At 75.8% G+C, this 14,237-nt stretch carries 13 protein-coding genes; 7 read left to right on the top strand and 6 right to left on the bottom strand.

Going from position 1 to position 14,237, the window contains the following annotated elements:
* Window positions 1-108: 108 nt before the first annotated feature.
* From BLP29_RS00445 to BLP29_RS00430, 4 genes are read right to left on the bottom strand one after another with little or no spacing between them, the layout of a single operon-like run.
* On the bottom strand, window positions 109-1,503 hold the full coding sequence (locus tag BLP29_RS00445; protein ID WP_092798809.1) for an MFS transporter: 1,395 nt from the start codon (window positions 1,501-1,503) through the stop codon (window positions 109-111).
* Between the two features lie 14 nt (window positions 1,504-1,517).
* Window positions 1,518-2,519: an inorganic phosphate transporter gene (locus tag BLP29_RS00440; RefSeq protein WP_279385425.1), complete on the bottom strand. Its 1,002-nt coding sequence runs from the start codon at window positions 2,517-2,519 to the stop codon at window positions 1,518-1,520.
* A 7-nt stretch (window positions 2,520-2,526) separates the two neighbouring features.
* Complete coding sequence (locus BLP29_RS00435) at window positions 2,527-3,144, bottom strand: DUF47 domain-containing protein (RefSeq protein ID WP_092798808.1); 618 nt, start codon at window positions 3,142-3,144, stop codon at window positions 2,527-2,529.
* Between the two features lie 48 nt (window positions 3,145-3,192).
* The gene (locus tag BLP29_RS00430; RefSeq protein WP_243469590.1) at window positions 3,193-3,771 is read right to left on the bottom strand and encodes a sigma-70 family RNA polymerase sigma factor; all 579 of its coding nucleotides are present in this window, start codon (window positions 3,769-3,771) and stop codon (window positions 3,193-3,195) included.
* An 88-nt stretch (window positions 3,772-3,859) separates the two neighbouring features.
* Here BLP29_RS00430 and BLP29_RS00425 point away from each other — a divergent pair, with 88 nt between their 5' ends.
* From BLP29_RS00425 to BLP29_RS00395, 7 genes are all read left to right on the top strand, one after another.
* On the top strand, window positions 3,860-4,504 hold the full coding sequence (locus BLP29_RS00425; protein WP_092798806.1) for a zf-HC2 domain-containing protein: 645 nt from the start codon (window positions 3,860-3,862) through the stop codon (window positions 4,502-4,504).
* Window positions 4,501-6,279 (top strand): copper resistance CopC/CopD family protein, encoded by a 1,779-nt coding sequence (locus BLP29_RS00420; RefSeq protein WP_243469701.1) that lies wholly within the window; start codon window positions 4,501-4,503, stop codon window positions 6,277-6,279. Before BLP29_RS00425 ends, BLP29_RS00420 begins: the two co-directional genes overlap by 4 nt.
* Before the next feature lie 38 nt (window positions 6,280-6,317).
* Window positions 6,318-7,058, top strand: coding sequence for a YcnI family copper-binding membrane protein (locus BLP29_RS00415; protein ID WP_092798805.1), 741 nt, complete (start codon window positions 6,318-6,320; stop codon window positions 7,056-7,058).
* Window positions 7,055-7,717: an SCO family protein gene (locus tag BLP29_RS00410; protein ID WP_092798804.1), complete on the top strand. Its 663-nt coding sequence runs from the start codon at window positions 7,055-7,057 to the stop codon at window positions 7,715-7,717. Before BLP29_RS00415 ends, BLP29_RS00410 begins: the two co-directional genes overlap by 4 nt.
* 2 nt (window positions 7,718-7,719) lie before the next feature.
* Window positions 7,720-8,763, top strand: a complete 1,044-nt coding sequence (locus BLP29_RS00405; RefSeq protein ID WP_092798803.1) for a hypothetical protein — start codon at window positions 7,720-7,722, stop codon at window positions 8,761-8,763.
* A gap of 37 nt (window positions 8,764-8,800) precedes the next feature.
* Entirely contained in the window at window positions 8,801-9,772 is a 972-nt protein-coding gene (locus tag BLP29_RS00400; protein ID WP_092798802.1) for a DMT family transporter, read from the top strand.
* A gap of 158 nt (window positions 9,773-9,930) precedes the next feature.
* Window positions 9,931-10,638 (top strand): M23 family metallopeptidase, encoded by a 708-nt coding sequence (locus tag BLP29_RS00395; protein WP_092798801.1) that lies wholly within the window; start codon window positions 9,931-9,933, stop codon window positions 10,636-10,638.
* An 11-nt stretch (window positions 10,639-10,649) separates the two neighbouring features.
* Here the strand turns inward: BLP29_RS00395 and BLP29_RS00390 are convergent, their stop codons facing one another.
* Window positions 10,650-11,393 carry a response regulator gene (locus tag BLP29_RS00390; RefSeq protein ID WP_092798800.1) on the bottom strand — a complete coding sequence of 248 codons (744 nt, stop codon included), beginning with the start codon at window positions 11,391-11,393 and terminating at the stop codon, window positions 10,650-10,652.
* The gene (locus tag BLP29_RS00385) at window positions 11,390-13,864 is read right to left on the bottom strand and encodes an ATP-binding protein (RefSeq protein WP_243469589.1); all 2,475 of its coding nucleotides are present in this window, start codon (window positions 13,862-13,864) and stop codon (window positions 11,390-11,392) included. The genes BLP29_RS00390 and BLP29_RS00385 overlap by 4 nt, the downstream gene beginning before the upstream one ends.
* Window positions 13,865-14,237: the final 373 nt, after the last annotated feature.

The raw sequence follows: 14,237 nt of genomic DNA, 5'->3' as shown, positions 1-14,237 counted from the left end.
GGTCGACGTGGATGCGGCTCACCAGGAGGTCTCCCGGGAGCAGGCAGGACGTCGGCACGAGGCCAATGTCTACCAGGTCGATGAACAAACGGGGCATGGTGCGTCCCGTCAGGTGGGATCGGGCTCCAGGACGTCGTCCCGGATGGTCACCAGCGACACCAGGCCGCCCGTAGCGATGAGCCCGGCGCACAGCTGCATCGCCAGCGCGTAGCCGTCGGTGAACGTGTCGGGGCGGGCGTAGTCGTCTCCGCCGAGACCCACCAGGAGGGGCAGCGCGGCCACCGCGAGCAGCTGCGCAGCGCGGGCGACGGCGTTGTTCACCCCGCTGGCCACCCCGGCGAGGTGGTCGGGGGCGGCGCCCAGCACGGTGGCGGTCAGCGGTGCCACGGTGAGGGCCATGCCCAGCCCGAACAGCACCGTGCCCGGCAGCACCCCGGTGGCCCACCGCGAGCCGTCGTCGACGAAGGACAGCAGCAGGACGCCGGAGGAGGCGACCAGTGGGCCGACCGTCATGGGGATGCGTGGGCCGATGCGGGTGGCGAGTGCGCCGGCGCGGGAGGACAGCAGCGAGATGAGCAGGATCGAGGGCACCGACGCGGCGCCGGCGGCCAGTGCGTCGTAGCCGAGCACGGTCTGCAGCTGCAGCACCAGGAAGAACGAGAAGCCCCCGAGTGCGCCGTACACCGCCAGGGTGGTCAGGTTCGCGCCGGTGAACTGCCGGTCGGCGAAGACGCCCAGCGGCAGCATCGGGTCGGGCGCGGAGCGCTCGCGCAGCACGAACCCGACGGCGCCGGCCAGCCCCGCGGCCAGCGCGACCCAGGTGCCCGGTCCGCGGCCGGCGTCGATGAGGGCGTAGGTGGTGCCGCCCAGGGCGAGGGCGGCCAGCGCGGCGCCGGCGACGTCGAAGCGGCCGTGGTGGGCGGCGTCCCGGCTCTCGGGCACGTGCCGCGCCGACACCAGGACGACGGCCACCGCCAGCGGCACGTTCAGCAGGAACACCCACCGCCAGCTCACCGTGTCGACCAGGAAGCCGGCCAGGAAGGGCCCGCCCAGCCCCGCGATGCCGCCCAGCCCCGACCACAGCCCGATCGCCCGGGCCCGGTCGGCCGCCGCGAACGAGGACTGGATGATCGCCAGCGAGCCGGGCACCAGCAGCGCCCCGCCGACGCCCTGCAGCGCGCGGGCGGCGACCAGCAGGCCGGTCGAGGGGGCCAGGCCGCACAGCAGCGAGGCTGCCGCGAACCACACGACGCCGACGACGAAGACGCGACGCCGTCCGAACCGGTCACCGAGGGCGCCGCCGAGCAGCACGAGCGCGGCCAGCGCGAGGGTGTAGCCGGTGACCGTCCACTGCAGGCCCGACAGCGACGCGTCGAGCTCGCGGCCGATGGTGGGCAGGGCGACGTTGACCGCCGTGGCGTCCAGGAAGGCCATCGCCGAGGCGAGGACGGTGGCCAGCAGCGTCCACCGGGCCGGCGCCGTGCCCAGCTGCAGACCGGCCACGGGGAGCCTCCGGTTCAGCCGACGACGGCGTGCGTCAGCCAGTAGACGCCCGCGGCCACGGTGCCCGCGGCCGGCAGCGTCAACACCCACGCCACGACGATGTTCCCGGCCACGCCCCAGCGCACCGCCGACAACCGGCGGGTCGCGCCGACACCCATGATGGAGGTGGTGGTGATGTGGGTGGTCGACACCGGGACGGCGAACACCGTCGCCGTGGTGACCATGACCGTCGAGGCCACCGTCTGCGCGGAGAAGCCGCCGGCCGGGGTGAGCTGGATGATCCGGCGGCCCAGGGTGCGCATGATGCGGAACCCGCCGGCGTAGGTGCCGGCGCTGATTGCCAGGGCCGCGGCGATGACCACCCACAGCGGCACCTCGAAGGTGTCGATCTGGCCGGAGGTGACCAGCGCGAGGGTGATGATGCCCATCGTCTTCTGGGCGTCCTGCAGGCCGTGGCCCAGCGCCATCGTCGCCGAGCTGACGATCTGGGCGTACCGGAAACCGCGGTTGGCCCGGGTGACGTTGGCGCCGCGGAAGGACCACAGGATGGCCAGCATGAACAGGTAGCCCAGCCCGAACCCGACCAGCGGCGAGAGCACCATCGGGATGACGACCTTCTCGACGATGCCGGCCCACTGCACCGAGTGGACGGCGGCCAGCGCGGCGCCGACCAGCCCGCCGATGAGGGCGTGCGAGGACGAACTGGGCAGCCCGAAGTACCAGGTGATGAGGTTCCAGGTGATCGCGCCCATGAGCGCGGCGAACACGATCTGCAGCCCGCCGGAGCCGCTGGGGGTGTCGATGATCCCGGCGCCGACGGTCTTGGCCACCTCGGTGGAGATCAGCGCCCCGACCAGGTTCATCACGGCCGCCAGCGCCAGGGCGACCTTGGGGGTCAGCGCCTTGGTGGAGACGGCGACGGCGATCGAGTTCGCCGCGTCGTGGAAGCCGTTGGTGTAGTCGAAGGCCAGCGCGACGACGACGATGACGACCATCGCCAGGAAGAGCCCGTCCACGGCGGGGTCAGGACTCCTTGACCGCGATGGTCTCGACGACGTTGGCCACGTGCTCGAAGGCGTCGGCGGCCTCCTCGAGCTGGTCGGCCACCTCCTTGAGCTTGAGGATCTCCAGCGCGTCGAACTCCCCGGAGTACAGCCGGGACAGCAGCCGGCGGTAGAGCTTGTCGGCCTCGTTCTCCAGGCTGTTGACCTCGATCCAGTAGTCCGAGAGCCCCTTCATGGCCTTCAGCCGCGGCATGGCGTCGGCGGTGACCTGGGCGCAGCGCTGCAGCAGGGCCACCTGCTGGCCCATCTCGGCGGGCAGGGTGCCCAGCCCGGTGAGGACGACGAGGTCGGCGGCGGCCTCGATGGCGTCCATGACGTCGTCGAGGTCGCTGGCCAGGTTGTAGATGTCCTCGCGGTCGAACGGGGTGACGAAGCTGGAGTTCAGCTGCCGGAAGACCGCGTGCGTGGCGTCGTCGCCGGCGTGCTCTAGGTCGCGCAGCTTGCTGGCCAGCTCGTCGCGCCGGGTGTGGTCGTGCACGAAGTCCCCGAGGACGGCGGTGGCCTCGACGAGGTTGCGCGCCGAGGCGGTGAACATCTCGTAGAAGCTCGAGTCCTTGGGCGTGAGGCTGAAGGGCACGCGGGGAGCCTAGGCCCCCCTTGCCTCCACCAACCGTTCACCCGCCCGTCATCTGGCGGCGCGGGTCTCCCCGGTGCCGCCGTCGGTGCGTTCGTCGGTGCGTTCGTCGAGGGCGTCGACGAGGTCGGCGCGGGCCCGGGCGACGCGGGAGCGGATCGTGCCCACCGGCACGCCGGCCACCTCGGCCGCCTCGGCGTAGGGCAGCCCCATGAGCTGGGTGAGCACGAAGGCCTCGCGGCGGTCGGGGTGCAGCCGGGCGAGCAGGTCGTCGACCGCGGCGCCCTCGGCCACCCGGTCGGCGGTCTCGGGGCGCTCGAGCAGCTCGTCGTCGCCGACCAGGGTCATCCGGCGCCGCTTCCGCGAGCGGATGGCGTCGGCGCAGGTGCGCCGGGCGATCGACAGCAACCACGTGCGCACCGTGGAGCGGCCGGCGAAGCGGTGCAGCGACCCGAAGGCCCGCAGGTAGGTCTCCTGGGTGAGGTCGTCGGCCGACTGCCGGTCGCCGAGGTGCGCGCACAGCCGCCAGACGTCGGTCTGGGTCGCCCGCACGAACGCGGCGGCGGCGACCGGGTCCCCCGTGGCGGCGGCCGCGGCGACCCGGGCCAGCTCGTCGACGGGTTCGCTCACGCCCTCCAGTGTGACCTGTGAGCCAGCCCATACCGGATCTCCCGGACCCGCCGGGAACCACGCGGGCCCGGGCGGCGACCACCCCACCATGCACTGCGATCGCTTCCGCGAGGCGGCCTCGGCCCGGATGGACGGCGAGGGTTCCCCGGTCCCGGCCGCCGCGCTCGCCGAGCACCTGGCCGGGTGCCCGGCCTGCGCGTCCTGGGAGTCCGCCGCCGCCTCGGTCACGCGGCGCGCCCGGCTGGCCCCCGCCCCGGCGGTGCCCGACCTGACCGCGGCCGTGCTGGCAGCCCTGCCCGCGCGCCTGCCGGGGGCCGCGGCCGCCGCCCGTGCGCGACTGGTCTCCACTGCCCTGCGGTTGGCCCTGCTGGCCGTCGGGGTGGGGCAGATCGGCCTGGCCACGCCCTCGCTGCTGCACGGAGCCGGGGCGATGAGCGCCCCGGTCCACATGGCGCACGAGACCGGCGCCTGGAACCTGGGCCTGGCCGCCGCCTTCCTGGCCTGCGCAGCGCTGCCCCGGCTGGCCGCGGGTGCCCTGCCCTTCCTGCTCACGTTCACCGTGGTGCTGACCGTGACCACGGTCGGGGACCTGGAGGCCGGGCACGTGCACGCCGACCGCGTCGTCGGTCACCTGCTGCTCGTCGTCGGGTTGCTGCTGACGGCGGCCCAGGCCTGGCGGGGACGCCGGCCGCGGGCCGGGCGGGCGGCGGCCGGCGTGCGGGTGCTCGCGTGAGGCGGTCCCTCCCCGCCCGGTTCGTGCTGGTGCTGCTGGCCGGGATGGCCGTTCTGCTCGGCACGGCCGGCCCGGCCAGCGCGCACGCCACCGTCGTGACGTCGTCCCCCTCGGACGGCGCCCGGCTGGAGGCCGCGCCCGACGAGGTGACGGTCGAGTTCGACGAGTCGGTGTCGCTGGGGGCCGGGTACGCCCGGGTGCTGGGGGCCGACGGCGACCGGGTGGACACCGGGGCGGCCTCGGTCACCGACGACCTGCTCACCATCCCGCTGCGCGCGGACCTCCCCGACGCCAGCTACGTCGTCACCTGGCGGGTCGTCTCGGCCGACTCGCACCCCGTCTCCGGGGCCTACGCGTTCGTCGTCGGCGACGGCGAGCTGGTGCCCACCACCGAGGTGGAGGCCGGCAGCGACGTCGACCTGGTGGTCGGCACGCTGCTGCCCGTGGCCCGCTGGCTGGGCTTCGGCGGCATCGCCCTGGGGCTGGGCGTCCCGGTGTTCCTCGTGCTGTGCTGGCCGGCCGGCTGGGCCTCGCCCCGCGCCCGCCGGTTGACCCTGGGCGGGCTGGGCGCGGTCGCCGGCGGGGCGGTGCTGTCGTTCCTGCTGCAGGGCCCCTACGCCGCGGCCACCGGCGTCCTGGGCGCGGTGGACCCGCAGCTGCTGGGCACCACGGCGTCCTCGGCCTACGGGGCGACGCTGCTGGTGCGGGTCGTGCTGGCCGGGGCGCTGGCCGCCGTCCTGCTGCGCGGCCCCCTCCGCGCCGGCACGGTCGGCACCCCCGGTCTGGTGGCCGGCGGCGTCCTCGGCGCGGGTCTCGTGCTGACCACCGCGGCCACCGGGCACCCGGTCGCCGGCGCGCTGCCGGGCCTGGCGGTCGCGGTCACCGCGGTGCACGTCGCGGCCATGACCGTCTGGCTGGGCGGGCTCGCCGTGCTGCTCGCGGCCGTGCTGCGCCCCGGCGTGCCCGGCGACGAGCTGGCCGCCGCCCTGCCCCGGTACAGCCGGCTGGCCGCCGGGTCGGTCGCGGCGCTGGTGGTCACCGGCGTGGTGCAGAGCGTCCGCGAGGTCGGCTCGCCCGAGGCGCTGGTCTCGACCACCTACGGCTGGGTGCTGGTGGCCAAGCTGGTGCTCGTCCTGGCGGTGCTGGCCGTGGCCGGGGTCAGCCGGGTGTGGGTGCAGCAGCGGCTGGGGGCGCCCCGCCCGGGCCGGCGCACCGTGGTCGCGCACGCCTTCAGCGCGACCTCCGACGATCTGCCCGGCGACGGGTCGGACGCCCTCGCGCAGGAGGTGGACGACGCGGCCGCCGCGCGCACCCGGGCCGCCGTGGCCGACGTGGGCCCGTTCCGCCGGTCGGTGCTGCTCGAGGTCGCCGTCGGCGCGGTGGTGCTGGCGCTGTCGGCGGTGCTCGTCGGCACCCCGCCGGCCAAGGCCGCGCTGGCCCAGCCGGTCGACGTCACCCTCCCGCTGATGAGCGCCACCGGCACCGAGGGCAGCGTGCAGCTCTCGCTGGACCCGGCGCGGCCCGGGCCGAACGTCCTGCACGTCTACCTCTTCGACGAGCAGGGGCAGCTGGCCCAGCCGCAGGAGCTGCGGGTGACGCTCACCGAGGCCGCGCAGGGCATCGGCCCGCTGGCCGTCGACCTGCAGCCCGCCGGCCCCGGCCACTCGATCGGCGACGCCGCGATCCCGACCACCGGCACCTGGACCGTCACGGTCACCGTGCGGCTCGACGAGTTCACCGCCCTGACCGCCGACACCACGTTCCCCGTCCGCTGAGCCGGACGCCCGCCCCACCCCCGAGACCGAGGAGAACCATGTCCCGCACGCTCCGCCGCGCCGCCGTCCTGGCGGTGGCCACCACCGTCGCCCTCGTGGGCGGCACCGGCATCGCCTCCGCGCACGTCCGGGTGTCCTCCGACGACGCCACCGCCGGCGGCTACGGCGTGATGACCTTCCGGGTGCCCAACGAGAGCGACACGGCCAGCACGGTGTCGCTGCGCATCCAGCTGCCCACCGACACCCCGCTGACGTTCGTGCAGGCCGAGCCGGTGGCCGGCTGGACCATCACCCAGACCACCACGCAGCTGGACCCGCCGGTCGAGAGCGACGGCGACACCATCAGCCAGGCGGTCGGCGTCGTGCAGTTCACCGCCGACGCCGGGGGCGGCATCGCGCCGGGGCAGTTCCAGCAGTTCCGGCTGCTGGGCGGGCCCTTCCCCGACGCCGACGAGGTGACGCTGCCCGTCGTGCAGACCTACAGCGACGGCACGGAGGCGGCCTGGATCGAGCCCACCGTCGAGGGCCAGGGCGAGCCCCAGTACCCCGCTCCGGTGCTCTCGCTGAGCGGTGAGGGCGGTGGCGCGGCCGACGCGCACGGCTCGGACCACGGCGGCTCGACCGGGACGGACACCGCGCAGACGGCGTCGGCGGCCGAGTCCGGCGACGGCGACGGGCTGGCCGTGACCGCCCTGGTGCTGGGCGGGCTCGGGCTGGTCGCCGGTGTCGCGGGTCTGGCCCTCGGCCTGCGCGCACGCCGTCGTACGGTGGGCGGGTGAGCTCGCGACGCCGTCCCCTCGCCGCCGCCCTGCTGGCGGCGGGCCTGCTGCTGGCCGGATGCGGCGGCACCGCCGACGCCGACAGCAGCGGCGGGGGCCACGACCACTCCGCGGGCGAGGCGCCGGCCACGGTGTCGGGCCCGAGCAACCCCTACGACGGGCTGTACCTGCAGAGCCCGTACCAGAAGCCGGCGTTCACGCTCACCGACCAGACCGGCGCCGCCTACGACTTCGCGGCGCAGACGGCCGACGGGCCCACGCTGCTGTTCTTCGGGTACACCAACTGCCCCGACATCTGCCCGACCACCATGGCCGACGTCGCGATCGCGCTGCAGTCGGTCGACCCGGCGGTGGCGGAGAAGACGCACGTGGTCTTCGTGACCACCGACCCGGCGCGGGACAACCCCGAGGTGCTGGGGGAGTACCTGGCCCGCTTCGGCACCGGGCAGGCCCCGGCCATCGTCGGGCTCACCGGTGACCAGGCGCAGATCGACGCCGCGCAGCTGGCCGCCGGGGTACCGCTGGCCGAGGACATGGGCCAGCAGCACTCGTCGCTGCTGCTGCTCTACGGCACCGACGGGCAGGCCAGCGTGGCCTTCGACGCCGGCAACACCTCGCGCGACATCGCCCACGACCTGGCCCTCGTCGCCGCGGAGTGAGCATGTTGCGCGCCCGGCTGCTCGCCGTCCTGCTCGGGGTGGTGGGGGTCCTCGCGCTGGCCGGCCCGGCGTCGGCGCACGTCGGCGACGGCCGGGCGGGCAGCGACTTCGACGGCGCCGTGCTGTCGGTGACCCCGGACCTGCCCGGGGTCACCGTGCGGGTGCTGCAGTTCGGCGACGAGCTCGAGGTGGTCAACAGCACCGGCACCGAGCTCGAGGTGCCCGGCTACTCGGGCGAGCCCTACCTGCGCATCGGGCCCGACGGCGTCTGGCGCAACCGGCTCAGCCCGGCCACCACGATCAACCTCGACCGGTACGGCCGCACGCCGCTGCCGGCCGACGCGGACCCCGACCCGGCGGCGGAGCCGGACTGGGTGCAGGTGTCCACGCAGCCGCAGTACACCTGGCACGACCACCGCACGCACTGGATGAGCGAGGGCCAGCTGCCCCCGGCGGTGGCCGCGGACCCGACGGTCGACCACACCGTGTTCGCCTGGACCGTGCCCATGACCTACGGCGAGCGGGACGTCGAGGTGGCCGGCGAGCTCACCTGGTCGCCCCCGCCGCCGGCCTGGCTGCTGTGGCCGGTCTACGTCGTCCTCCTCTCGCTGGTCGTGCTCGCCGGGCTGCGCGGGCCGGCGGCGCTGGGGGGTGCGCTCGGGCTGGGTGCCGCGGCGTCGCTGTGGCACGCGCTGGCCACCCCGGCTCCGGCGGTCACCCAGGGCGGGCACCTGGGTGCGGTGCTGTCGGCGCTGCTGCCGGCCCTGCTCGTCACCGGGGTGGCGGTGCTGGGCGTCCGCGCCGCGCGGCGCGGGCGCGGGGGGCTCACCGGCGTGCTGGCGGTGGTGGCCGGGTGGCTGCTGCTGGTGCAGGGACTGCCCGACGTCGACGTGCTCTGGACCGCGCACGTGCTGACCACCGGGCCGACGCTGCTGGGCCGGGCCGCGGTGGCCGTGCTGCTGGCCGGCGGGGCCGGGCTGGTCGTGGGTGGCGTGCTCGCCGCGCGGCGTTCCCGCGACGCCGGATCGGCCACGGTCCCCGCGTGACCCGCGCAGCCGGGCGCACCGTGGCAGGCTCGCAGCCGTGAACGGGGTCCAGGTGCTCGCCGCGGCCGCGCCGCCGTCGGGCGCCTCGCCGAACATGGGGCTGGCGGTGCTGCTGGCCCTGCTGTCGGCGTGCGCGTTCGCCGTCTCCACCGTCGTGCAGCACCGGGCGGCCACCGTCGCCGGGCAGGACCTGCCGCAGGGCGCGGTGCTGCGGCTGGTCGGCAAGCTGGTGCGCAACCGCGCCTGGATCGGCGGGCAGGCCGCGGCCCTGAGCGGTTTCCTGCTGCACGCCGCGGCGCTGAAGTTCGGCCCGGTGGTGGTGGTGCAACCGCTGCTCTCGGGCGGGCTGGTCATCTCGCTGGCCCTGGGTGCGCTGGTGGACCGCCGGCACCCCGACCGGCTGCTGCCCGAGAAGGGCCAGTGGATCTCGGCGGGGGTCGTGGCGGTGACCCTGGGGCTGTTCGTGGTGTCGGCCCGGCCCGACCACGGCGGGGCCTACGCCCGCCCGGGTCCGCTGCTGGTGTGCCTGGCCGCCGCCGCCGGGGTGATGGTGCTGGCCGCGCTCTGGGCGCTCCGGCCGGGAGCTCCGCACAAGGCGTTGGCCCTGGGCTGCGGGGCCGGTTTCGGGTTCGGCATGACCGGGCTGCTGCTCAAGGACGTCGTCGCCCACCCGCCGGGTGAGCTGCTGACCTCGTGGACCCTCTACGTGCTGCTGCTCTCGGGCGCCGCGTCGATCACCTTCGCGCAGTGGGCCTACCAGTCCGGTGCCCTCATCGAGTGCCTGCCGGTGATGGCGGTGCTCGAGCCGCTGGTCGCCGTCGGGCTGGCCGCGCCGGTCTACGGCGAGCGGCTTGCGCCGGGCGCGCTGGCCACCGCCGGCCAGGTCGTCGGCGTCGTCGGGCTGGTGGTCGGGGTGGCGGTGCTGGCCCGCCGCACGGCCGCCCGCGACGCCACCGGGGTGCCCCTGGCGGTGCCCGCACCGGCTCCGGCGCCCCCGCCGCACCACTGACCGACTCCTCCGTCGTGCGGCCCGAACGGGCCCGAATGACATCGATGGGATTCGTTCTCCGGCGTGTCCCGGGCGACGCGCCGAACGGGGGGTCACAGCCGGGTCACGGCTCGTTACGTTGTGCGCCGCAGAGATCGGGCGACGACGGGGGACGCGGCATGGCGGGTCGGGGCACCATCGGGCTGTTCGGGGGACGGCGCCGTCCGGCGGCGCTGCTGGTCGCGCTGGCCCTCGGCGGCGTCCTGGCCGGTGTGCTCGGTCTGCCCTCGCCCACCCCGGCCGGCGCGGCCCCCGACACCGGGGTCGTCGAGGCCCTGCAGGCGTCGGAGTACGCCTCCTTCGCCGAGGAGACCGCGGTGCTGCCGCAGATGGCGATCACCGAGGCGCAGGCCCAGGAGCGGCTGGCCGAGGTCGCGGCGTCCCGCGCCGCCCGCGACGCCGAGGCCGCCGCGGCGGCCGAGGCCGCCCGTCCGACGGTCGTCGCCCCGGTCGACGGCGCCCGCATGACCACCTGCTTCTGCATGCGCTGGGGCGCGATGCACTGGGGCGTCGACCTCGCCGCCCCCATGCTCACCCCCGAGTACGCGGTCGAGGACGGCGTCGTGCTCCGGGCCGGCGCGGCCAGCGGCTACGGCCAGGCGGTCTACATCCTGGGCGTGAGCGGCGACGTCACCGTGTACGGGCACATGGAGGAGATCGAGGTCTCCGCCGGCGACACCGTCGAGGCCGGCCAGACGATCGCCCTGCTGGGCAGCCGCGGCCAGTCCACCGGGCCGCACCTGCACTTCGAGGTGCACCAGGGCGGGATGGACGGCGAGCGCGTCGACCCGGTCGAGTGGCTCGCCGACCGCGGCGTCGACCTCTAGGGACACCGCCTTCAGTCCTCGCCCGTCCGGCCCTCCTGCAGGGGCCCGCTGCGAGCCTGCGAGTGGCGGGGGGCAGGGGGGTCCTTCACGAAGCGGTACCCCATGCCGGGTTCGGTGTGCAGGTACCGCGGGGTGGACGGGTCGGGCTCGAGCTTGCGGCGCAGCTGCGCCAGGTAGACCCGCAGGTAGTTGGTCTCGGTCTCGTAGGCCGGGCCCCACACCGACTGCAGCAGCTGCTTCTGCCCGACCAGCCGGCCCGGCGCACGCACCAGCTCGCTGAGCAGCGCCCACTCGGTGGGGGTCAACCGCACCGGGACGCCGTCCACGGTCACCTGCCGGGCGGCGAGGTCGACGGTGAAGTGCTCGGTGATGACGACCGGGTCGCCGCCCTCGGGCACGCGGCGGCGCACCGCGGCGCGCAGCCGGGCCAGCAGCTCGTCCATGTCGAAGGGCTTGACCACGTAGTCGTCGGCGCCGGCGTCGAGCGCGTCCACCTTGTCACGGCTGTCGGCGCGGGCGGAGAGCACCAGCACCGGGCCGGTGAACCAGGGGCGCAGGCCGGCCAGCACCTCGGTGCCGTCGAGGTCGGGCAGGCCGAGGTCCAGGACGACGACGTCGGGGTGGCTGGCCGCGGCCTCGCGCAGCGCCGTCGTCCCGTCGGGGGCGGTGACCACCTCGTGGCCGGCGGCCCGCAGCGTGATCCGCAGCGCCCGCAGCAGCTGGACGTCGTCGTCGACGACGAGGACGCGGCTCACGCGGCGACCCGGAGGGAGAGCACCATCGTCAGCCCGCCGCCGGGGGTGTCCTCGGCCTCCAGCGTGCCGCCCATGGCCTCGGTCAGCCCGCGCGCGACGGCCAGCCCCAGCCCGACGCCGTGCCCGGCGGGGGCGTCGCCGAGCCGCTGGAACGGCGCGAACACCCGCTCGCGGTCGGCGACGGCGACGCCGGGGCCGCGGTCGACCACCCGCAGCTCGACGCGGTCGGGCAGGCGGCCGGCGGTGACCGCGAGCGGGCCGGTCGGCGCGTGCTTGGCGGCGTTGTCGACCAGGTTGGCCACCACGCGCTCGAGCAGGCCGGGGTCGGCGAGCACCGGGGGCAGGTCGTCGGGGGCGGCGACGGTGACCCGGGTGGGGTCCTCCAGCCAGGTCAGCGCCCGGTGCACCACCCCGACCAGGTCGGCCGGCGCGGTGACCGGGGTGAGCGCCCCGGCCTGCAGGCGGCTCATGTCCAGGAGGTTGTCGACCAGTCCGGTCAGCCGGTCGGCGGACTCGTCGACGGTCTCGACCAGCTCGGCGCGGTCGGCGTCGGTGAGCGCGAGCTGGCTGGAGCGCAGGGCCGACGACGCCGCCTTGATCCCGGCCAGCGGCGTGCGCAGGTCGTGGCTGACCGCGGCCAGCAGGGCGGTGCGCATGCTGTTGCCGGCGGCCAGCTTCTCGGCCTCGGCGGACATCTGCTGCGCCTCGGCGGCCAGCCGGCCCTGCTGCAGCGCGAGGGCGGCCTGCTCGGCGAAGGCCACCAGCACGCGCCGGTCGCCCGGGGCCAGCGCCCGGCCGGTGAGCTGCAGGGTGAGGTCGTCGGTGACGGCGAGGGCGTCGACGTCGCCGACCGGGTCGCCGCACGACTCGACCACCGCGCCGGCCTCGACCAGGGCCACCGACTGCATCGCGAAGGCCTCGCGCACCTCCTCCAGCAGGCTCGGCAGGCCGCGGTTGCCGGCCAGCACCGAGCGCGACAGCGAGGCCAGCAGGGCCGTCTCGGCGCGGGAGCGGGCGGCGACGGTGGCCCGTTGCGCCGAGCGGTCGACGACGGTGGCCACGGCGACGGCGACCACGAGGTAGCCCCCCAGGGCGACCAGGTCGTCGAGCCGGGCCACGGTGAGGCGACCGGTGGGCTGGGTGAAGAACCAGTTCTCGACCAGGGCGCCGACGACGCCGGCCACCAGCGCGGGCCACAGCCCGCCGACCAGGGCGACGGCGACCACCAGCAGCAGGAACACCAGCAGCACGCTGGCCAGCGACAGGGCGGAGCCGGCCGCCAGGCAGACGGCGGTGACGGCGGGGATGCCGACGACGGCGAGCGCCAGCCCGGCCCAGCGCCGCCGGGCGGTCAGCGCCCCGGTCAGGGGAGGCAGCCGCAGCCCGCGGGAGCCGGCGGCGGCGTGGGTGACGATGTGCACGTCGATCTCGCCGGAACCGGCGACCACCGCTCCGCCGACGCCGCCGCGCAGCGCCCGGGCCCAGCGGCTGCGCCGCGAGGTGCCGACGACGAGCTGGGTGGCGTCGGCGCCTCGGGCGAACTCCAGCAGCGCCGCGGCCACGTCGTCGCCGACCACCTGGTGGTAGCTGCCGCCGAGGGACTCGACCAGGGCCCGCTGCGCCCGCAGCGCGGCGGACCCGGCGTCGACGAGCCCGTCGGAGCGCAGCACGTGCACGGCCAGCAGGTCGCCCTCGCCCTGCCGGCGGGCGACGCGGGAGGCCCGCCGGATGAGCGTCTCGCCCTCGGGACCCCCGGTGAGGGCGACGACGACCCGCTCGCGGGTCTCCCAGACGTGGTCGATGTCGTGCTCGGCGCGGTAGCGGCGCAGGCCCTCGTCGACCCGGTCGGCCAGCCAGAGCAGGGCCAGCTCGCGCAGCGCGGTGAGGTTGCCGATGCGGAACCAGTTGCCCATCGCGGCGTCGACGCGGTCGGCGGGGTAGACGTTGCCGTGCGCCAGGCGGCGGCGCAGCGCCTCGGGGCTCATGTCCACCAGCTCGATCTGGTCGGCCCGGCGCACCACCTCGTCGGGCACCGTCTCGCCCTGCACGACGCCGGTGATCTGCGCGACCACGTCGGTGAGGCTGGCCAGGTGCTGCACGTTCACGGTGGTGATCACGCAGATGCCGGCGGCGACGAGCGCCTCGACGTCCTGCCAGCGGTACGCGTTGCGCGAGCCGGGCGCGTTGGTGTGCGCGAGCTCGTCGACCACGACCACCTCGGGGTGGCGGGTCAGCACGCCGTCGACGTCGAGCTCGTGCAGCGCCACCCCGCGGTGGGTGACGGTGGTGCGGGGGAGCACCTCGAGGCCCTCGAGCTGGGTCGCCGTCCGGTCGCGGCCGTGGGTCTCGACGACCCCGACGACGACGTCGGCACCCCGCTCGGCGCGCCGGCGGGCCTCGCCGAGCGCGGCGAAGGTCTTCCCGACGCCGGGGGCGGCGCCCAGGTAGACGCGCAGCGTTCCCCGACCCATGCCCTCCATGATCACCCCGCGGGGGGCCGAGGTGGCCGGGTGCGGCGTCAAGGTCGCGTCAGGATCCCCCGTCCGGGGTGACGCCGCCGGGCTGATTGCGCAGTTGCGGTCGACGGCTCGCGCCGGCACGCCGGGTGGGCCGGCCGCCACTGCCCGGTCGCCGGGCAGCCCACGTCAGGACGGCGTCAAGGGCGGTGCAGCGCGGCGTCAAGGACGCGTCAAGAGCGGGGGCAGCGGCCCCGGCCGCTCCTAGCGTCGCCGGCTGCGAGGGCCCGACGACGGGTCGGGCCCCGGTGCGGAAGGCGATCCTCGGTGACCGACGTGGTCTACGTGCTCCTCACGCTGGCGGTCTTCGGACTCCTGGCGCTGGCTG

Origin of the sequence: Klenkia marina (assembly GCF_900101025.1) — a bacterium.
Lineage (GTDB): Bacteria > Actinomycetota > Actinomycetes > Mycobacteriales > Geodermatophilaceae > Klenkia > Klenkia marina.
The sequence above is the reverse complement of the archived record's forward strand: the minus strand, read 5'-3'. Positions and strand labels throughout refer to the sequence as shown.